The following is a 20157-nucleotide window of genomic DNA, read 5'->3' as shown; positions in this document are numbered from 1 at the left end:
AGAGCACTCATCTTTTGACTATACAGCCAAATCTACTTGCTCATCACCGCCAGCCATTCATCCACCCAGGCCTTGCGATTTGCCGCGACCTCTTCCGGGCTGAACAGCAAGGTCTTCGCCGGCTTGACCAGCCTATCAAAAGCCGGATTGAGCGGCTTGTCGGTTTTCCCGGCCGGGAACATCCAGTTGGTCTCCGGAATGACATCCTGGAATTTCGGCCCGGTCATGAAGGCCAGGAACTTCGCCGCCAGCGGATTCTTCGCGCCCGTGGTGGTGATGCCGGCGACCTCGATCTGCAGATACTCGCCTTCCTCGAACGAGGCCGCCTGGTAGCGCCCGGTGTTCTCCGCCACCATGTGGTAGGCCGGCGACGTCGTATAGGAAAGCACCATCGGCGCCTCGCCCTTGGTGAACAGGCCGTAGGCCTCGCTCCAGCCCGGCGTCACCGTCAGCACTTTGCCCTTGAGTTTCGCCCAGGCTTCCGGCGCCTTGTCGCCATAGACCGACTTAACCCACAGCAGCAGGCCAAGGCCCGGCGTCGACGTCCTCGGATCCTGGATGACGATCTTGTCGGCGGCATCGCCCTCGACCAATTCCTTCAGGCTCTTCGGTGGGTTCTTCAGCTTCTCGGTGTCGTAGACGACGGCGAAATAGCCATAATCGTAGGGCACGAAAGTGTCGTCGCTCCAGCCGCCCGGCACGTTGTTTTCAGCCACCGCGCCATGTGGGACAAACAGGCCGGAAGCCTTGGCTTCCGCGGTGAGGTTGGTGTCGAGGCCAAGCACGATATCGGCTTTGGTCGACGCACCTTCGAGCTTGACGCGATTGAGCAGCGCGACGCCGTCGGCCACCGAGACGAAGTCGACGCTGCAGCCACACTCGGCCTCGAATTCCTTCTTCACCTGGGGGCCTGGACCCCAGTCGGCAGTGAAACTCTCATAGGTATAGATCGTGAGTTTTTCCTGCGCGCACGCAGGGCTTGCCAGTAGCGAAACAGCAAGCCCAAGCGCTGGGACAAGACGGGACAAAAAAATGCGCATCGGCGCCTCCTTCATTCGTGTTGAAAGGAATTGAGGCGTCGGGCTGTCCGAAGCGTCTAATCCCTCCGCCGGTACAAACCGGATCAGGTTCAGCGGGTTGGCGAGACTGCCTCTCAGCCGGTCCGCGAAGATCGCGTCCGGCACCCCGTTAGAGCGTTTCGACACATAGGCCCGGCCAAGGTGCCACGCAAGTGGAAGTTTGCCCGAGCGTGATCCCGGAAAGTGGAATCCGTTTCCGGAAAAAGATCATGCTCCAACAAAGAGTGACGGTGCCGCTCGGCCTTCCGTTTCGTCGGCGGGGCTGGTAAGGGCCAGCGGATATGAGCACATTCACCATCCTGCTTGGCGGCGATCTCGTCCGCACGCCGCGGCTCGACCGCCAGGTCGCGGGCACGCGCGTCATCGCCGCCGACGCCGGCATCGATCATGCCCGCCTGCTCGGCGTGATGCCGGAGCTGTGGGTCGGCGATTTCGATTCCGTGCCGGCGGACCTGCCTGCCGATCTCGCCGCCGTGCCGCGGGAGGTGTTTCCTCCCGAAAAGGACAAGACCGATGGCGAACTGGCGATCGCGGCGGCATTGGAACGCGGCGCCACCAGCCTGGTGCTGGCCGGCGCTTTCGGCGGCAAGCGCGCCGACCACGCCTTCCTCCATCTGGCGCTCAGCCTGCGGCTGGCCGAGGCCGGCACAAAATTGCTGTTGACCAGCGGAGCGCAGGAAGGCGCCCCTCTGCTGCCTGGCAAGGCCGGCTTCGACTATGCCGACGGAACGCTGTTTTCGGTGCTCGGCTTTTCCGATCTTTCGGGCCTCACCGTGTCCGGCGCGAAGTGGCCGCTCGACCATGTCGAGGTCGTGTTCGGCTCGTCGCTGACCATCTCGAACGAGGTCAAGTCCAACACGACCGGGGGCGGCCTCGAAATCGCGCTCGGCCATGGCCGCGCGCTGCTGCTCGCCCACCCCTACCCCTTGCCTGAAAGCTGACATGGCCCCGCCCCTTCTCAACCTCGACGGCATAAGACTGACCTTTGGCGGCACGCCGCTGCTCGATGGCGCCGAACTGACGGCGTCCGCCGGTGACAAGATCGCGCTCGTCGGCCGCAACGGCTCCGGCAAGTCGACGCTCCTGAAGATTGCTGCTGGTCTGATCGAGCCGCAAGACGGCGAGGTCTTCCGCCAGCCTTCGGCAACGGTGCGCTATCTCCCGCAAATGCCCGACATGGACGGCTTTGCCAATGTGCGCGCCTATGTCGAGGCCGGGCTTGGGCCTGCCGACGATCCCTACCGCGCCACATATCTGATGGAGCATCTCGGCCTCGCCGGCACGGAGAACCCCAACGATCTCTCCGGCGGCGAGGCGCGCCGCGCAGCACTTGCCCGCGTCATGGCGCCCGAACCCGATATTCTGCTGCTTGATGAGCCGACGAACCATCTCGATTTGTCGGTCATCGAATGGCTGGAAGAAGAGCTTGTCCGGACGTCTTCGGCGCTGATCGTCATCTCGCACGACCGTCGCTTCCTCGAACGCGTCTCGCGCGCCACTGTCTGGCTCGACCGTGGCCAGACCCGCCGCCTCGACAAGGGCTTTGGCCATTTCGAGGAATGGCGCGACCTTGTGCTGGAAGAGGAAGAGCGCGAACAGCACAAGCTCGGCCGCCAGATCGTGCGCGAGGAGCATTGGCTGCGCTATGGCGTGACGGCTCGCCGCAAACGCAACATGCGCCGCCTGGGCGAACTGCAGACCATGCGCCAGCGTTTTCGCGGCCATCGCGGCGCCGAGGGCTCGGCCACCATGGTGGCCAGCGACGCCGCCGAATCCGGCAAGCTGGTGATCGAGACCAAAAACATCGAAAAGAGCTTTGGCGACCTCACCGTGGTCAAAGGCTTCTCGACCCGCATCCAGCGCGGCGATCGCGTCGGCCTTGTCGGGCCGAACGGCGCCGGCAAGACGACGCTGTTGAAGATGCTCACCGGCGAGATGAAGCCCGACGCCGGCTCGGTGCGGCTCGGCACCAATCTGGAAATCGCCACGCTCGACCAGAAGCGCGAGGCGGTCGATCCGGCCGAGACCCTGGCGCAGTATCTCACGGACGGGCGCGGCGAAAACCTCGTCATCAATGGCGAGCAGCGCCATGTCGTGTCCTACATGAAGGATTTCCTGTTCAAGCCGGAACAGGCGCGCACCCCGGTGCGCGAGCTGTCCGGCGGCGAACGGGCGCGGCTGCTCCTGGCGCGTGTTCTGGCGCGGCCGGCCAACCTTCTGGTGCTCGACGAGCCGACCAACGATCTCGACATGGAGACGCTGGAACTGCTGCAGGAACTTGTCGCCGGCTTTGCCGGCACGGTCATCCTGGTCAGCCACGACCGCGACTTCCTCGACCGCACCGTCACCAGCATCATCGCCCCGGACGGAGGCGGCCGCTGGATCGAATATGCCGGTGGCTATTCCGACATGCTGGCGCAGCGCGGCGGCACCCGGCTCGACGACCGCAAGACGCGCGCCAAGGCCGAAGCCAGCGATGCGCCGGCGCCGGGCAAGAGCGAGCCGGCAGCGCCGAAAGGGCCGTCGAAGAAACTGTCGTTCAAGCAGAAATTCGCCCTGGAATCGCTGCCCAAGAAGATCGAGGCGGTAATGGCCTCGATCTCGCGTTTGGAAAACAACATCGCCGATCCCGCCTATTACGAGCGCGACCCGGCCTCGTTCCAAAAGACCATCGCCGCCCTCGACAAGGAACGCGCCACGCTGGCCGCACTCGAGGAAGAGTGGCTGGAACTGGAAATGCTGCGTGAGGAGATGGAGGGGTAGCATTGCCTGCGGTCTTTTATGCGCGTATATTGTGCGCATGAAAGGAGGCATCTCCGTGCTTCAATCGACGCCAAAAACTCAGCGGACCTCTGTCAACACGTCCATTGACTCTCAGTTGATCAAGGACGCTAAAGCGTTGGGCATCAACATCTCCCGCGCTGCCGAAGCAGGGATCGCGAAAGCGATTGCGGCGGAGAAAACGTGTCGATGGCAAGAAGAAAACAGGGAAGCCATCGAAAGCTCCAACGAATATGTCCGAAAGAACGGACTGCCATTGGCTAAACACCGGCCGTTCTGATGGCGCGTTACGATTTCTATCGGAGTACCGAGAGCGACGGTTATCTTCTCGACGTGCAGTCAGATATGCTTGAAGGGCTGAGCACGAGGGTGGTCGTTCCTTTGATGCCGCCCGAGATTGCCCCGCTTCCTGGCCGCCGCCTGAACCCGACCTTCGCTATAAACGGCAAAGATCTTGTGATGGTCACACAGTTTGTGTCGGCCTTCAGCGCGTCCGAATTGCGGATGCCAGAGGGAAACCTTTCTAGACATCACGACGACATCGTCGCCGCCCTCGACATGCTGTTCCAGGGCTTCTGAGCGAAGGCAGCCGCTACTGCCGCCCGTCAACCTGCCGTCTTGGCCTGCCAGGCCTTCAGCGCCTCGTCGAACACCTTCTCGCCCGGAATGCCCTTTTCCATGGTCAGCAGCGCCCGGCGTCCGGTCTTGTAGACCACCGGCACGTCGATCCAGTCCTGGCCTCGGAGCAAGGTCATATTGGCGTCCTCGTCGGCCTTGGTGTCGTTGAGCGCCACCAGGAAGAAGCCGTCGGCGATCTTGGCCGGAATGCCGATCAGCGGGCTGCCGGCATCCTGTTCCGAACTCTTCATGGCGACGCGCAGGATGTTGTCGACGCCACCGCCGTCAAAGCCCTCGGGCGTCAGGAAGATCATCTCGATGATGTGGCTGGCCGGCAGCGTCTGGTCGGTATTGCGCCGGATGGTCATGCGCAGCTGGATGTCCTTGCCGGGAATGGTCGCCTCGGCGCGGATCGCCGGCTCGGGAGGCAGATCGCCGCCGGGCGATTCCTGCACCAGCGACCAGACGATGCTGCCGGGTTCGGCCGAACCTTGCGCGGTCGAGGTGCGTTCCTCGTAGAAGATCGCCTTCTGGCCGACCGCAACGCTGGGCTCGGAAGCGGCGGCGGCCGGCGCCGCGGTCGGCGTGCCGGCCGCGGGCGGCGTGGCGGCGGCATCAGCCGGTGCTGCCCCATTGGCCGGCGGAGCGGCGCCATCGGCGGGCGGCGTTGCCGGTGGCGTGGCGGAAGCGTCGGGCGCCGGCGTGGTGGGCGCGCCCGTGGCTGCGGCGTCGCCGGCCGGCGGGGTCGCAGGCGCTGGCGCCGCCGCAGGCGGTGCTGGAGCCGGGGGTGGCGGTGTGGTCAGCGCGGCGACGGACTCGCCCTCGCCGATGCCGCTTTGACCGGCCGCGGGACCGGGGTCGGTCTCACCGCCTTCGGGCGACAGGCGCTGGGTGAACTTCGTTCCCTCGCCGGCAGCGGCCGGTGCCGGTGCATCGGCCGCGGGCTTGGCCCGCGCCGGCTTTACCAGCGGTTCGGTCGAGACCGTCTTGGTGTCGCCGCCGAGGCCCAGCATCGAGCCAAAGGCATCCTTGTTCAGCCAGATGCCATAGCCGCCGCCGGCGACCACCAGAAGCGCGACGGCAGCCGCGATCAACCCGCCATAGCTGCGCCTGCGCTCGGCTGGGCGCAGGCGCTGGAACGTGTCCGCGACCGGCTGCTCGTCATTGGCGAACACATCGGCGCTGTCGTCGTCGGCGTCCAGCTCCACGGCTTGCTTGTCGATGGTTTCTGCACGCGCCGCAGGCGACGGCGGTGTCGGCGCGGGCCTCTGCCAGCTCGGCTCTGTCCTGGCGGTCGGCGCCGGCTGCACGGGTTTCGCCGGCTGCCAGGCCGGCGCAGGCGTGGCGGAAGGCTTTACATGACTGGACTGGTTCTTGTTGCGGTCGATGGAGGAGAAGATGTGCTCCAGCTCCGCCAGCGGATCGGATGCCGGCACCGCCCTGGCATAGTCGCGCTCGACGCTCGAGATGGCATCTTCCAGGGATCGCTTCTGCGTGCTTATGGCTTCGGCGGCCAGCGGCGGCGAATACTCCGCAAGCTTCTTCGCCAGCATGGTACGAACGCTTTCATAGATCCGCGTACGCTTTTCGGGCGTTTCGTCGCCGTGCTTGTCGAGCGCCTTTTTCAGAATAGCAACGAAATCTGCCATGCTTCAGTCGACCTGTATTTTGTTTCCGCGCCGGCCCCCGCAAATCGGCCGCGATGCCCGGAAAGGCTTCAGAAAACTAGTCTTGAAACGGATCGGTCACAAGTATCGTGTCGTCCCGTTCCGGGCTGGTGGAAAGGAGCGCGACGGGTGCCCCGATCAGCTCCTCGATGTAACGGACATATTTGACGGCCTGCGCCGGAAGGTCGTTCCAGCTGCGCGCGCCGGCTGTGGTGCCTTTCCAGCCTTCGAGCGTCTCGTAGACCGGCTCGACACGCGCCTGCGCGCCCTGGCTGGCCGGCAGATAGTCGATCGTTTCGCCGTCGAGACGGTAGCCGGTGCAAACCTTGATCTCATCCAGCCCGTCGAGCACGTCGAGCTTGGTCAGGGCGATGCCCTTGATACCGTTGACGGCGACGGCCTGGCGCACCAGCACGGCGTCGAACCAGCCGCAACGGCGTTTGCGCCCGGTGACGACGCCGAATTCGTGGCCACGCGTACCGAGAAATTCGCCGATCTCGTTCTTCTGCTCGGTCGGGAACGGGCCTTCGCCGACACGCGTCGTATAGGCCTTGGTGATGCCCAGGACATAGCCGATGGCGCCGGGGCCAACCCCCGAGCCGGCGGCTGCCTGGCCGGCAACGGTGTTGGACGAGGTGACGAACGGATAGGTGCCGTGGTCGATGTCGAGCAGCGTGCCTTGCGCGCCCTCGAACAGGATGCGTTCGCCGGCGCGGCGCTTGTCGTCGAGGATTTTCCAGACGCGGTCCATATAGGGCAGGATCTCATCGGCGACCGAGGTCAGCTCGGTCATGATCGCCTCATGCGTGACTTCGCCATGGCCAAGCCCGCGACGCAGCGCATTGTGATGCGTCAGCAGCCTGTCGACCTTGAGAGGCAGCGTTTCCAAATCCGCCAGATCCATCACCCGAACCGCGCGCCGGCCCACCTTGTCTTCATAGGCTGGGCCGATGCCACGACGCGTCGTGCCAATTTTCGTCCCGGAATTGGAGGCGGCGTCCTCGCGGAATCCGTCCAGCTCCCGGTGCAGCGACAGGATAAGCGCCGTGTTTTCGGCTATTTTCAGGCGGTCCGGCGTGACCTCGACGCCTTGCGCCTTGAGTTTTGCCACTTCCGCGACGAAGGCGTGCGGGTCGAAGACGACGCCATTGCCGATGATCGACAGCTTGCCTTGCCGCACCACGCCCGACGGCAGCAGCGACAGTTTGTAGACCTTGCCGTCGACGACCAGCGTATGGCCGGCATTGTGGCCGCCCTGGAAGCGCACGACCACGTCGGCGCGCTCCGACAACCAGTCGACGATCTTGCCCTTGCCTTCGTCGCCCCATTGCGAGCCGACGACCACCACATTGGCCATGTTTCTTTTCCCTTGAGATGCCGCCCTGGCGGCCTGGATATGGTTCGAAACGACAGGCCTCTATAGCGTCAAGACCTCGCAAGCGCGACCTTTCTTTGCCGCCGAAAATGCCCTGAGGCACAACAATTTTCGGCTTTGACATCATTTACTTGCGTCGGCGGGGGCAATAGGCCGGCAAACACAACTTCCCAGGCGGCCGGAATCCCGCAATGCATCGACGCGCCTACCTGTTCCTGCTGCTGACCACCTTGTTGTGGGGCGGCAATTCCGTCGCCGGCAAGCTGGCGGTCGATCACGTCTCGCCGATGACGCTGGTCTTCCTGCGCTGGGTGCTGGCCGTCGCGATCCTGCTGCCGATCGGCTGGCGCACGATCAGGGAGGACTGGCCGGTGGTGCGCAAACACTGGTTCGTCCTGGCTGCACTTGGCGCCAGCGGCTTCACTCTGTTCAACACCATTTTCTACACCGCGCTCAACTACACGACGGCGATCAATGTCTCGATCGAACAGGCGGCGATGCCGGTCTTGATCATCATTGCCAATTTCTTCTTCTTCCGCCTGCGCGTGAGCTGGGCTCAGATTGCGGGCGTGGTGCTGACCATCTTCGGCGTCATCTTGACTGCCTGCCGGCGATCCGCGCCGGCTGCTCCCATTGGAACTCAATTTCGGCGACGCCATCATGCTGGTCGCGGTCGTCCTCTACAGCGGTTATTCGGTCGGGCTGCGGCTGAAGCCGGTGATGCGCTGGCAGAGCCTGATGTTGTCCCTGGCGATCGCTGCCCTCATCACCTCGCTGCCGTTCTTCCTGTGGGAGGTCGCCGCCGGCAAGGTTATCGTCCCCGATATCAGCGGCTGGGTGGTCATCGTCTATACCGCGATCGGCGCTTCGGTCATTTCGCAGATCACTTACATCAGGGGCAACGAACTGATCGGCGCCAACCGTGCCGGGCTGTTCATCAATCTGGTGCCGATCTTCGGCACGCTGCTGTCAGTGCTGATCGTCGGCGAGACATTCCAGCTCTACCAGGCGCTGGCGCTTGCCCTGGTGCTGGGCGGCATTTCGCTCGCCGAATACAGCGGGCGCAAGATGTCGGCACCGAACCGCTGCGGATAACATTTGGCCGCTGCCGCGCTGCGCCGCCGTCGGGATAACTGCTGCCGCGCGCCGACCTGGAACATTTTACCTCTGGCGGAGTTTGCTGGGGAGGGAGGCAACAAGATGAGCCACAACCCTCGCAGCACAGCAAGCATTGCCGGTCACCCCATTCATCCAATGCTGATTCCGTTTCCGATCGCCTTCTTTATCGGCACCTTCGTTTGCGATCTGATTTTCTGGCAAACAGCCGATCCCGGGTGGGTCACCGGATCGCTTTGGCTTCTCGGCGCCGGCCTGATCATGGGCGCCTTGGCCGCTCTTACCGGCCTGACGGACGTTCTCGGCGATGTTCAGATCCGCAATCTCACGACGGCATGGCTCCATGCCGGCGGCAACGTGCTCGTCGTGCTGATCGAGCTTTATAACTGGTACTCGCGTTATGTCGGTGGAGCGGCGGCTGTGATCCCGACCGGCTTTATCTTATCGCTGATCGTGGTTCTGGTCCTGCTGTTTACAGGCTGGAAGGGCTGGGAATTGGTCTATCGGCATCGCGTGGGCGTCTCCGACGGCTCAGACGAATTGACCTGAACCGGCCTGTGCGGCGGCCGCCCCAATGATGGGGGGAGGACCGCCGCGTCCGCCACGACGTCAACTACATCGCGTTGACGTCGAACTGCAGCCGCTTGGCCGAGTCTATCGACTTGTGCGCCTTGACCTGTTCCAGCACTTTTTCCGGGAACGGCGCGTCGAGATAGAGCAGCGCAATCGCGTCGCCGCCCGGCCGGTTGCGGCCGAGCTGGAAGTTGGCGATGTTGACGCCGTTCTCGCCGCACACCGTGCCGAGCAGGCCGATAATGCCGGGCGCATCGGCATTGGTTGTGTAGAGCATGTGCTGGCCGACCTCGGCGTCGAGATTGATGCCCTTGATCTGGATGAAGCGCGGCTTGCCGTCGGAGAAGCAGGTGCCGGCGATCGAGCGCGTCATGTGCTCGGTCTTCACCGTCAGCTTGATGTAGCCGTCGAACACGCCCGACTTGTCGCGCTTGACCTCGGCGACGATGATGCCGCGCTCCTTCACCATGATCGGCGCCGACACCATATTGACGTCGGCGACCTGCGGCCGGATCAGTCCGGCAAGCGCGGCACTGATCAGGGCACGCGTGTTCATCGTCGCGGTCGAGCCGTCGAACAGGATCTCGACCTCGTTGATCGGGTCCTCGGTGACTTGGCCGACAAAGGCGCCGAGCACTTCGGCGAGCTTGACGAACGGCTTCAGCCGCGGTGCTTCCTCGGCCGTGATCGAGGGCATGTTGATGGCATTCGAAACCGCGCCCTTGATCAGATAGTCGGCCATCTGCTCGGCCACCTGGAGCGCTACATTTTCCTGCGCTTCCGCTGTCGAGGCGCCGAGATGCGGCGTTGCCACCACATTCTCCATGCCGAACAGCGCGTTGTTCTCCGCCGGTTCGACCTCGAACACATCGACGCCGGCGCCCGCCACCTTGCCGCTCTTCAGCGCCGCGACCAGGTCGGCTTCGACGATGAGCCCGCCACGCGCGCAATTGATGATGCGCACGCCGTTCTTCATTTTGGCGATCGCCGCCGCGTCGATGATGTTGCGCGTCTTGTCGGTCAGCGGCGTGTGCAGCGTGATGAAATCGGCGCGGGCGAAAAGCTCGTCCAGCTCGACCTTGTCGACGCCGAGTTCCTCGGCGCGCTTGTCCGACAGGAACGGGTCGAAGGCAACGACATGCATCTTCAGGCCGACGCCGCGCGTGGCGACGATCGAGCCGATATTGCCGCAGCCGATGACACCCAGCGTCTTGCCGGTGATCTCGACGCCCATGAAACGGTTCTTTTCCCATTTGCCGGCATGGGTCGAGGCATTGGCCTCCGGGATCTGCCGTGCGAGTGCAAAGATCATCGCCACCGCATGTTCGGCCGTGGTGATCGAATTGCCGAAAGGCGTGTTCATCACGATGATGCCCTTGCGGCTCGCCGCGGGGATGTCGACATTGTCGACACCGATGCCGGCGCGGCCGACGACCTTGAGTCTTGTCGCGGCGTTGATCAGTTTTTCCGTGACCTTGGTCGCCGAGCGGATGGCAAGGCCATCATACTGGCCGATGACTTCGAGCAGCTTTTCCTTGTCCTTGCCGAGATCGGGCAAATAGTCGACCTCGATACCGCGGTCCTTGAATATCTGGACGGCGGTGGTGGAGAGTTTGTCAGAGACGAGAACGCGGGGCGCCATGGCGGCCTCCTTGAACTGGATTGTCGGGAAAGGGCGGCCCGCAGGCCACCACGAAATCTCAGGCTGCGGCCTTCAGCGAAGCCTTCTGCGTGGCGAAGGCCCAGTCGAGCCAAGGCAGCAGCGCCTCGAGATCGGATGTCTCGACGGTGGCACCGCACCAGATGCGCAGGCCGGAAGGTGCATCGCGATAGGATCCAATGTCGTACGCGACGCCTTCCTTGTCGAGCACAGAGACGATCGCCTTGGCGAAAGCCGCCTGCCCGTCGGCGTCGAGCGCCGCGACATCGGCGTCGGTGAAGGACAGACATACGGACGTGTTGGAACGTGTCGCCGCATCGACCGCGAGATGGCCGAGCCAGGACGACTTGTCGACAAACCCATCTAGCACGGCGGCATTGGCATCGGCTCTGGCAATCAACGCATCGAGACCGCCGATCGACTTCGCCCAATGAAGCGCATCGAGATAGTCCTCGACGCACAGCATCGACGGCGTGTTGATGGTCTCGCCCTTGAAGATGCCTTCGATCAGCTTGCCGCCCGAGGTCAGGCGGAAGATTTTCGGCAGCGGCCACGCCGGCTTGTAGGTTTCCAGTCGCTCGACGGCGCGAGGCGACAGGATCAGCATGCCGTGTGCGCCCTCGCCGCCCAGCACTTTCTGCCAGGAGAAGGTGACGACATCGAGCTTCTGGAAATCGAGCTTTTGCGCGAATGCCGCTGAGGTGGCATCGCAGATGGTCAGGCCCTTGCGATCCGCCGGTATGAAATCGCCATTCGGCACGCGCACGCCTGAGGTCGTGCCGTTCCAGGTGAAGACCACATCGCGGTCGAAATCGATCTTGGTGAGATCCGGCAGTTCGCCATAGCCTGCCTCGATCCTTCTGATATCGGCGAGCTTCAGCTGCTTGACGACATCGGTCACCCAGCCCGAGCCAAAGCTTTCCCATGCCACCATGTCGACACCGCGTTCACCGAGCAGCGACCACAGCGCCATCTCGACAGCACCCGTGTCCGACGCCGGCACGATGCCGATACGGTAATCCGCCGGAACCTGGAGAATTTCGCGAGTCAGCTCGATCGCCTGTTCGAGCTTGGTCTTGCCGATCTTGGCGCGGTGGGAACGGCCGAGCGCGGCATTCTTCAGCGCCTCGACCGACCAGCCGGGGCGTTTTGCGCAGGGACCTGAGGAGAAATTGGGATTTGCCGGACGGAGTCCGGGCTTCGTATGCGTCGTCATCGTGGTCTATCCTTCCAGATAGTGGCCCCTCGTTGGGGAGGGGTGGCCCACGGACGGCGATATGCGTTCAGCCCTCAGGCGTCAAGAGGAAAGTTTTTGTCGCTGACAAGATAGAAGCAGTCCGGCATCAGGATGTCGTGAGCCCAAACGCAAACGGCGGATCGAAGAGATCCGCCGTCGGGTTTCGTATCTGCAGCCAGCCTACCAGAGGTCGTAGCGCAGCCCGAGCTTGACCGTCTGATAATTGATGCCCTTGTGGATGTTGAAGGCGCCGCTGTCATAAGCGACGTATTTGGCGCCCGGCACCGAGAAATATTCGTAGCCAAGGTCAACCGACACGTTCTTGGCCACCTGATAGGAAAGACCGCCCCCAATCGAATAAGCAAGGTTGAATTTGCCCTCTTTATCCGTTGCACCCTCGTAGCCGGCCGGATCATCACAAGAGAACCCGCCCGTGCCGGACGAATTGGGGGCCACTTCCACGCAATCCTTCGCCCCAATGCTCCTGTAATATTTATTGTATGCGACACCGACCCCTCCGCCAAGATATGGAGTGATTCCAACATAGGTGCCGAGATCGACATAGCCATTGGCCATGATGCTGTAGCCTTTGTTGGAAGCATTGTCGGAAAGATCGCATGCCTGCGTAGCCGCGACGGAATTGATGGTGCCAAAACCGTCGTCCACAAGCGTATGGCCGTCGCAAGTGGCTGCCAACTTGGCGTGTTCCCCGAATTTGTCGGTCGGAAGAATCCCGCCGTTCAGCTCGACCCGAAGATAGTCGTTGACATGATACCCCATACCGAGACTGCCTGTGAAAAGGCTGCTCTCATCGGTAAAGCTGTTAAGCGGGCCGGTTGTCGCTTCCTCATGCTCGAAGGGATGGCTGAACGCGTAGCCGACATCCCCCCGCAGATACCAGCCCGAGCCGACCTCGACCGGTTGATAGTCCGGCGCCTGATCGACATAGATCGGCGGGTCGTAGTCCGCGGCTTGCGCCGGCGTCAGCAGCGCTAGCGCGAGTGCGGCAAGTGCCGGCGCTGTCAGCAATTTGAAATTCATGGGTCCCCGGCTCCTGAAATTGGCGCTCTTCATTTTGATCGCAAGCGCCGTTTCAGTGGGCATTGTTAACCATAGTGGTTAAGTGCGGGTTAAGGATAACGCGACGTTACCGATTTGATTTCGATAGGCTTTCTCTCCGCACGCCGCGGCCTGGAAGTGCACCGCAATCGGCAAACAAAAACCGCCCGGCATGGCCGGGCGGTTCGCAAATTCCTGGATTTCGAAGCGACTACTTGGTGTAGATCGGCTCGGGCTCGGGCTGGTAAGGCTCCGGCGGCGGGGCGCAGTCCGACCGGCCGAACTGGTAGCGCAGGCCGCCGCGCACTTCGTGCACATTGATGCCGCGATCGAAGCCCGGACCAGCGCCGGTGGTGCCACCCAGTCCAGAAGCATATTCGAACATGCGGCCGCCATTGATGTGGCTGTAGCGATAGCCGACATCGAGCTTGACGCGGTCGGTCAGGCAGTAGGAGGCGCCGGCCATGAGGGCGTAGGCGAAACGCCAGCCTTTGCCGCCGCGGTGCTCGAACGAACCGTCCCTGTCGGTGTTGTGCAGCGTATCCCACTTCAGCCATGCACCGCCGATGCCGGCGCCGACATAGGGCGTCACGCCGTGCCAAGTACCGATATCGACATAGGCATTGGCGAGGAGCAACAATGCCGAATAGGAGGAAGTGTCGACGGAAGTACAAGGAAGCAGATCGCCGCAGGTTCCGCTGGTCGAGCCGCGGAATTTGGACTTGCTCATCCAGTCGAGTGTGAGATCGGTACGGAAATGCTGGTTGATCTGGTAACCGACACCGGCGCCGGCCGAAAATGCGCTTTTGAGCTTGCCGGTGTCGAAGTCGTTCGTGCCGGGTCCGTAGGTAATATAGTCACCACCGCGGAACTTCGACCAGTGATAGTCGATATCGCCGCGGATGTACCAGCCGCCGAAATCCGCCGGCTGCTCGTAGGCGATCGGCGCCGGCGCCTCTTCGACCACTGGCGGCTCCGCAAGATCGGCGGCGAATACTGGCCCGGCCACGCCTGCGAACAGCGCGGCAAGGAAAGCCATTTTTGCTGTATTGAACATGTTTGTCACCCCTGAGAACCCGTCGGAACTTTGAATCCGCTCGAATGTGTTTGACCTCAGTTGTGGATAATGAATTGCAAAAGTTAAAAGGCGTTTAACCCTGTCGATTAACCACGAATTCTCGACATTTTAGCAAACGGCCTCCGCCGCCATGACGCTGGGACCAACCCTGGCCGAAACAAAAAGCCCGCCTGCAGGCGGGCTTGAAGTCTTGAGCCGGCAGTTCGCCCCTGCCGTTGTAAGGCAGCGCAATCAGGCGGCGCTGCGCGTTTCCGAAATGATGTCGACGATGTCGTTGACCACGGCCTCGACCAGCTGTGGGTCGTCGCCCTCGGCCATGACGCGGATCAGCGGCTCGGTGCCGGAGGGCCGTATGACCAGGCGGCCGGCCTTGCCAAGACGGTTGCGCGCATCTTCGATCGCCGCCTTGACCAAGGCTTCTTCAAGCGGCTTGCCGCCGGCGATGCGGACATTCTTCAACAGCTGCGGCACCGGCTCGAATTTCTTCGACAATTCGCTGACCGGCCGGTTCTGCCGCTTGATGCAGGCCAGCACCTGCAGCGCCGAGACCAGCCCGTCGCCAGTGGTCGAGAAATCGGACAGCACGATGTGGCCCGACTGCTCGCCGCCGACATTCAACCCATGGGCGCGCATATGCTCCACGACATAGCGGTCGCCGACCTTGGTGCGATGCAGCTGCAGCTTCATGTCGCCAAGGAAGCGTTCGAGGCCGAGATTGGACATCACCGTCGAGACGACGCCGCCGCCGGCCAGTCGCCCGCTCTGGTGCCAGGACTCGGCGATCAGCGCCATGATCTGGTCACCGTCGACGATGGTGCCGTTCTCGTCGACGATGACGACACGGTCGGCATCGCCGTCGAGTGCGATGCCGATATCGGCGCGCACTTCATGCACCTTCTTCTGCAGGCCGGCCGGATGGGTCGAGCCGCATTCCTTGTTGATGTTAAAACCGTTCGGATCGACATTGATGGCAATGACCTCGGCGCCCAGTTCCCAAAGTGCGGCAGGCGCCACCTTGTAGGCCGCGCCATTGGCGCAATCGACGACGATCCTGAGACCCGACAGCGACATCGAGCGCGGCAGCGTGCGCTTGGCGAATTCGATGTAGCGGTCATGCACGCCGTCGACGCGCTTGGCGCGGCCGAGCCCGTCGGAATCGGCGAGCGCCAGTTCGATATCCTTGTCGAGCATGCTCTCGATGCGCTCCTCGATCTCGTCGGAGAGCTTGTAGCCATCGGGACCGAACAGCTTGATTCCGTTGTCGTAATAAGGGTTGTGCGAGGCCGAGATCATGACGCCGATATCGGCGCGCAGCGAGCGCACCAGCATGGCGACCGCCGGTGTCGGGATCGGGCCGAGCAGGAACACATCCATACCGGCCGCGCACAGGCCGGACACCATGGCGTTTTCGATCATGTAGCCGGACAGCCTGGTGTCCTTGCCGAGCACGACGCGGTGGCGATGGCTGCCGCGCTGGAACGACAGGCCGGCGGCCATGCCGACCCGCATCGCGATCTCAGCCGTCATCGGAAACTTGTTGGCGCGCCCGCGAATGCCGTCGGTGCCAAAATAACGTCCTGCCATGCTTGCCAGAATCCCCGTCGGTTTTCAGCCGGCTCGTAATGCCACAATTGGTCCGAGCCCGACTATCACATTGTGTGATTGTATATTACCAATTCTTAGAAAATCATTGTAGCAGGCTGTTCGGAGCGTTGGCAGCGTATCATGACACGGTGTTGCCGCAATATAGCATTCACACTGGGCCACACTGCTCAGATTGGGCCGGTAAGCCGGACTGTTGGAGCGGCAGATCGCAAGGGTCCATCACCTTATCGGGAGAACGCCGTTTAGCATCTGGCGCAGCCTAGCGTTGAGAGCTATTGATTGACACAGGTACAACCTGTGGGCGCAGCAACGGGAGAACGCCATGCTCATCCACCGACTTGCAACTTTGACGGGTCTTGCCGTCGCAACCTTGTTCATGGCGGCGCCCGCCAGCGCGCTGACCATGGCCCAGTGTAGTACCAAGTATAATGCTGCCAAGGACGCCGGCTCGCTGAACGGGCAGACCTGGAATCAGTATCGGAAGGCCGAGTGCGGCACCGACGCGGCGGCCACCACCGAGACCGCAAAGCCGGCGGCCAAGAAGGCCGCTGCGGCCAAGACGGACACGACCAAGGCCGCCGCCGCTGCTGATGACGGCGCCAAGGGTCTGACGGCCAAGGAATGCAGCGCTAAATACCAGGCTGCCAAGGCCGCCGGTACGCTCAATGGCGCAAAGTGGAACGACTTCCGCAAGACCGAATGCGCCGCCGGCGCGTCCGCCGCGGCAGAACCGGCCACGACCAAGGCCGCAGCCACAACCGACGATGGCGCCAAGGGCCTGACGGCCAAGGAATGCAGCACCAAGTACCAGGCGGCAAAGGCCGCCGGCACGCTGAACGGCGTGAAGTGGAACGACTTCCGCAAGACCGAATGCGCCGCCGGGGCCTCGGCCGCGGCAGCACCCGCCAAGGCAACCACCAAGGCAGCTGCCGACAGCAGCGGCAAGGGCCTGAGCATGGCCGATTGCAGCGCCAAGTACCAGGCTGCCAAGTCTGCCAATACGCTGGGCGGCAAGAAGTGGAACGACTTCCGCAAGGCCGAATGCGGCGCAGGCGCAGATGACGACGACACGGTGCCGGCTCCGAGCGAGGCGACCTATACCAGCGAGCCCGAGAAGCCCTCGGTCACCGCTCCCAAGGGCGTGAAGTTCCCGGCCGCGATCTCGAAGAAATACGCCGGCGAGACGCCGGCCAAGGGCCGCATGCACACCTGCCTCGAGCTCTACTACGCCAACAAGGATGCCAACACGCTGAATGGCCTGCGCTGGATCCAGAAGGGCGGCGGCTTCTACAGCCTCTGCAATGCCAAGCTGAAGAGCTGATCGCGTAGCCATATTCTCCAGACAGAGGCCCGCGCATCGCAACATGCGCGGGCCTTTTTATTGCGCTCGAAAACATCTGGCGTTGCTCGCGTTTACATATCGCGGAAGGTGTTGGCATCATCTATTCGCCCACACTGCCCACCGCAGACTTACGGTTGGCGCAAAGATTCCAGTTGAACATATGCAGAACAAACGGTATACAAAAGGACATCGAACTTTTGTCAACCAGGAGGGTCTTATGTCCAGATTGAAATTGGCGGCATTGGCTGTGACGGCATGGATTGCGTGGAGCGTCACCCCTGCAAGCGCACTGACAATGAAGGAATGCGGCGAGGCCTATCGCACAGCCAAGGAAGGCGGCACTCTGAACGGCATGGATTGGACCGCTTTCCGCACCGAGAAGTGTGCGACGTCAGCTGCGGAGAGTGCCAATGCGGATGCGGTCAAAACCGAGCCGCAGCCGCAGAAGGAAACCAGCGCGGCGGTCGCCCCCGCTGTAGCGCCGACGGGCGTGACATTCCCGACCACCCTCGCCGCCGAATTCAAGACCGAGAAGCCCTCGAAGGCGCGGATGAAGACCTGCCTGCAGGGCTACCACGGCAACAAGGACGCGGGTACGTTGAACGGCCTTCGCTGGATCCAGAAGGGCGGCGGCTATTACAGCCTCTGCAACGCCAAGCTGAAGAGCTGATCGACCAGCAGCGTTTGAAGATCGAAGGCCCTCAACCGCAAGGTTGGCGGGCCTTCTCTTGGGTCTTGCCCCGTCAAGCGCCTTGTTTCGAGAGCTGGAGCAGTGCGACCAGGCTTGTAAGATCGGCATTGGCCTGGCCGGCAGCCACCCCGCGCTTCATCAGGCTTTGCATCGGCAAGACGAGTTCGGTGCTGACGTCAGCCGACCTGCTGGCATCGATGAGATTGACGTAGGCATCAACCTGCATGCCCAGGTTGGAAACGACATTGCTGGTGTGATCGCCACTGTCGATCTGTTCCGCCCACTTCGGCAGCAGGCCTTGCATCGACTGAAGCCAGGAGGCCAGCAGCGGCATGAACTCGCCGGCCGGGATTCCTGCTGCGCCCGTCAATGCCAACGCCTGCAGAACGCCCGCGAACATGCCGTACATGCCGGTCAGAAGCGAGATATCATAGAGCGGCGCGAGGCCAGCATCCTCACCGAGGAATTTGCTGGTGCCGAGCGCTCCGAGCTGCCCCGAACAGGCATCGAACGCCTGGCGCGAACCGCTGTAGAGAATCAAGGCGTGCGGCCCGCCGATCATCGGCGGCACCGCCATGATGCCGCCGTCGATATAGCTCGCGCCCTGGCTCACCGCCCAGCCCGACATCGCCCGCGCCTGCTCGGGCGTGCCGTTGGTGAGATTGACCAATGTGCGGCCCGACAGCGCGTCTCGGCTTGGGCCGAGCACCTCACGAGCGGTGTCATAGACAAGCAGGCACGCCACGATCAGTGGACTCGATCTGACGGCTTCCTCGACACTCTTGGCCACAATGGCGCCCTTGGCTGCCAAAGCCTCAGCCTTTGCCGGAGAACGGTTCCACACCGTCACCGCATGTCCCTGGTTCAGAAAGGCTTCGGCAAGCGCCGTGCCCATGGCGCCGAGACCGATCACTGTTATGTCGCTCATTCTGCTTCTCCTTGGTTTGGTTGCGCGGTTACGCCGGTGTCGGGCTCAGGTCCTGGCCAAGGCCACCGTCCACGGTCAGCCGCGCGCCCGTGGTGAAGGTCGCGTCGAACGCCAGGAACAGCACTGCGCGCGCCACCTCCTCCATCGTGCCGTGGCGCTTCATCGGCGTGACCGCGTCGCCGATCGCCATGAAGGCGGCCCGCTCCTCGGCCGAGGCGTCGGCCACACCCATCGTCGGCGTATCGATGAAACCAGGGCTGACCACATTCACGCGGATGCGGCGCGGCAGAAGCTCGGCGGCCAGGACCTTGGCGAAGGCGCGCAGTGCCGCCTTCGATCCGGAATAGACGCTCATGCCGCCGGTGCCGGATTCGTCGGCGATCGACGAGGTGAAGACTATGGCGCCACCATCGCTGATGAGGGGCAGCAGGCGCTGCGCGGTGAAGAAAGCGCCTTTGGTGTTGATGTCGAAGGTGCGATCGTAACTGTCCTCGGTGACCCGCTCCACGGGTTCGAGATTGGCCACCCCGGCATTGACGTGAAGGAAGTCAATCTGGCCAAGCTTCTGCCCCACTTCGGCACCGAGCGTGACGATATCGGCCATGTCTGAGATATTGGACCGCACGACATGAGCTCGCGAAAGCAGCTTGGCTCGCGCGGCCTCGATGTTGCGCTGGTCGCGGCCGGTGACCAGGACCTCGGCGCCGCTTTCGATCAGGGCTTCGGCAACGGCGAGCCCCATGCCGTGCGTCCCGCCTATGACAACGGCCTTCTTGTTTGCGTATCGTGTCATGATCCATCCGTTTTTGACAAAATCCGGCCGCCGACGGCCTTTGCAGGTCGAAGCGAGGTACCGATATGATGTTGTGGTGTTCGCCGATGCCGGCGAGCTGGTTTGAAGCTATGGACCGGCTTGGTTTTTCTCAAGTACCGACAAAAATGTAAGCTACCCACCGATTGCTCAGAATTGGATGAAACATGGGAAAGAAACAGCCAGATAGTTGCGGATTGGGGCCGGCGCTGGAGGTCATCAGCGGCAAATGAAGGCGCTACTGCTCTGGCAGATTCACAAGGCGCCGGCACGATTCGGTGAGCTGAAGCGGCTGGTGCCTGACATCAGCGAAAAGATGCTGATCCAACAGCTGCGCGAAATGGAGGCCGACGGCATCGTCCATCGCGAAATCTTTCCCGAGGTGCCGCCGAGGGTCGAATACTCGATTACCGAATTCGGCATCGAGCTGGACAATGCCCTGATCCCGCTGGCCAGATGGGGCAAGCAACATGCTGGCCGGACTGACGGTGTGCGCCCCGGCAAAGCAAATGCATCCGTCCCGCATGCTCTTTGAGA

18 protein-coding genes, 1 pseudogene and 1 riboswitch are annotated in these 20157 nt (G+C 62.7%); of the genes and pseudogenes, 9 read left to right on the top strand and 10 right to left on the bottom strand.

All coding sequences use genetic code 11. The features are described from left to right. Positions 1-32 precede the first annotated feature (32 nt). Positions 33-1040 carry a thiamine ABC transporter substrate binding subunit gene (thiB, locus tag NKJ88_RS17925; protein ID WP_023737345.1) on the bottom strand — a complete coding sequence of 336 codons (1008 nt, stop codon included), beginning with the start codon at positions 1038-1040 and terminating at the stop codon, positions 33-35. Positions 1041-1083: 43 nt separating this feature from the next. After that, positions 1084-1198: riboswitch (TPP riboswitch) on the bottom strand. A gap of 162 nt (positions 1199-1360) precedes the next feature. Here thiB and NKJ88_RS17920 point away from each other — a divergent pair. The 4 genes from NKJ88_RS17920 to NKJ88_RS17905 are packed head-to-tail and all read left to right on the top strand — an operon-like array spanning position 1361 to position 4439. Next, positions 1361-2020 (top strand): thiamine diphosphokinase, encoded by a 660-nt coding sequence (locus NKJ88_RS17920; protein ID WP_023690494.1) that lies wholly within the window; start codon positions 1361-1363, stop codon positions 2018-2020. A gap of 1 nt (position 2021) precedes the next feature. Continuing rightward, positions 2022-3842, top strand: a complete 1821-nt coding sequence (locus NKJ88_RS17915; RefSeq protein ID WP_352444907.1) for an ABC-F family ATP-binding cassette domain-containing protein — start codon at positions 2022-2024, stop codon at positions 3840-3842. A 55-nt stretch (positions 3843-3897) separates the two neighbouring features. Further along, entirely contained in the window at positions 3898-4140 is a 243-nt protein-coding gene (locus NKJ88_RS17910; protein ID WP_352444905.1) for a type II toxin-antitoxin system CcdA family antitoxin, read from the top strand. Next, on the top strand, positions 4140-4439 hold the full coding sequence (locus tag NKJ88_RS17905) for a CcdB family protein (protein ID WP_023673676.1): 300 nt from the start codon (positions 4140-4142) through the stop codon (positions 4437-4439). The genes NKJ88_RS17910 and NKJ88_RS17905 overlap by 1 nt, the downstream gene beginning before the upstream one ends. A 26-nt stretch (positions 4440-4465) precedes the next feature. On the opposite strand, the gene NKJ88_RS17900 is transcribed toward NKJ88_RS17905, so the two are convergent. Both NKJ88_RS17900 and NKJ88_RS17895 read right to left on the bottom strand, forming a co-directional pair. Next, positions 4466-6127 carry a hypothetical protein gene (locus NKJ88_RS17900; protein WP_352444903.1) on the bottom strand — a complete coding sequence of 554 codons (1662 nt, stop codon included), beginning with the start codon at positions 6125-6127 and terminating at the stop codon, positions 4466-4468. Positions 6128-6203: 76 nt separating this feature from the next. After that, positions 6204-7502, bottom strand: a complete 1299-nt coding sequence (locus NKJ88_RS17895; RefSeq protein WP_023684197.1) for an adenylosuccinate synthase — start codon at positions 7500-7502, stop codon at positions 6204-6206. Positions 7503-7711: 209 nt separating this feature from the next. Between NKJ88_RS17895 and NKJ88_RS17890 the strand changes: the two are divergent. After that, positions 7712-8615: pseudogene (locus NKJ88_RS17890) on the top strand (DMT family transporter). 105 nt (positions 8616-8720) lie between these two features. Then, on the top strand, positions 8721-9185 hold the full coding sequence (locus tag NKJ88_RS17885; protein ID WP_352444938.1) for a DUF2231 domain-containing protein: 465 nt from the start codon (positions 8721-8723) through the stop codon (positions 9183-9185). 64 nt (positions 9186-9249) lie between these two features. On the opposite strand, the gene serA is transcribed toward NKJ88_RS17885, so the two are convergent. The 5 genes from serA to glmM form a co-directional block, all read right to left on the bottom strand. Continuing rightward, a complete protein-coding gene (gene serA / locus NKJ88_RS17880) occupies positions 9250-10851 on the bottom strand; it encodes a phosphoglycerate dehydrogenase (protein WP_023699182.1) in 1602 nt (533 codons plus the stop codon). Positions 10852-10909: 58 nt separating this feature from the next. Beyond that, on the bottom strand, positions 10910-12085 hold the full coding sequence (locus tag NKJ88_RS17875; protein WP_352444901.1) for a phosphoserine transaminase: 1176 nt from the start codon (positions 12083-12085) through the stop codon (positions 10910-10912). 201 nt (positions 12086-12286) lie between these two features. Next, positions 12287-13147 carry an outer membrane protein gene (locus NKJ88_RS17870; RefSeq protein WP_352444899.1) on the bottom strand — a complete coding sequence of 287 codons (861 nt, stop codon included), beginning with the start codon at positions 13145-13147 and terminating at the stop codon, positions 12287-12289. Positions 13148-13376: 229 nt separating this feature from the next. After that, the gene (locus NKJ88_RS17865; RefSeq protein WP_023806565.1) at positions 13377-14222 is read right to left on the bottom strand and encodes an outer membrane protein; all 846 of its coding nucleotides are present in this window, start codon (positions 14220-14222) and stop codon (positions 13377-13379) included. A 252-nt stretch (positions 14223-14474) separates the two neighbouring features. Continuing rightward, the gene (glmM, locus tag NKJ88_RS17860) at positions 14475-15827 is read right to left on the bottom strand and encodes a phosphoglucosamine mutase (RefSeq protein ID WP_023704880.1); all 1353 of its coding nucleotides are present in this window, start codon (positions 15825-15827) and stop codon (positions 14475-14477) included. A 343-nt stretch (positions 15828-16170) separates the two neighbouring features. Between glmM and NKJ88_RS17855 the strand changes: the two genes are divergently transcribed. Both NKJ88_RS17855 and NKJ88_RS17850 read left to right on the top strand, forming a co-directional pair. Then, entirely contained in the window at positions 16171-17169 is a 999-nt protein-coding gene (locus tag NKJ88_RS17855) for a hypothetical protein (RefSeq protein WP_352444896.1), read from the top strand. A gap of 238 nt (positions 17170-17407) precedes the next feature. Then, positions 17408-17860, top strand: a complete 453-nt coding sequence (locus NKJ88_RS17850) for a hypothetical protein (protein WP_023744990.1) — start codon at positions 17408-17410, stop codon at positions 17858-17860. 73 nt (positions 17861-17933) lie between these two features. On the opposite strand, the gene NKJ88_RS17845 is transcribed toward NKJ88_RS17850, so the two are convergent. Next, positions 17934-18809 (bottom strand): NAD(P)-dependent oxidoreductase, encoded by an 876-nt coding sequence (locus tag NKJ88_RS17845; protein ID WP_023736875.1) that lies wholly within the window; start codon positions 18807-18809, stop codon positions 17934-17936. 28 nt (positions 18810-18837) lie between these two features. Then, positions 18838-19602, bottom strand: a complete 765-nt coding sequence (locus tag NKJ88_RS17840) for an SDR family oxidoreductase (RefSeq protein ID WP_023699188.1) — start codon at positions 19600-19602, stop codon at positions 18838-18840. Positions 19603-19810: 208 nt separating this feature from the next. On the opposite strand from NKJ88_RS17840, the gene NKJ88_RS17835 reads away from it, so the two are divergent. Further along, entirely contained in the window at positions 19811-20155 is a 345-nt protein-coding gene (locus tag NKJ88_RS17835; RefSeq protein ID WP_352444893.1) for a winged helix-turn-helix transcriptional regulator, read from the top strand. Positions 20156-20157: the final 2 nt, after the last annotated feature.

Origin of the sequence: Mesorhizobium sp. M0016 (assembly GCF_040324035.1) — a bacterium.
Lineage (GTDB): Bacteria > Pseudomonadota > Alphaproteobacteria > Rhizobiales > Rhizobiaceae > Mesorhizobium.
This window is presented reverse-complemented; position numbering and strand designations above follow the sequence as displayed.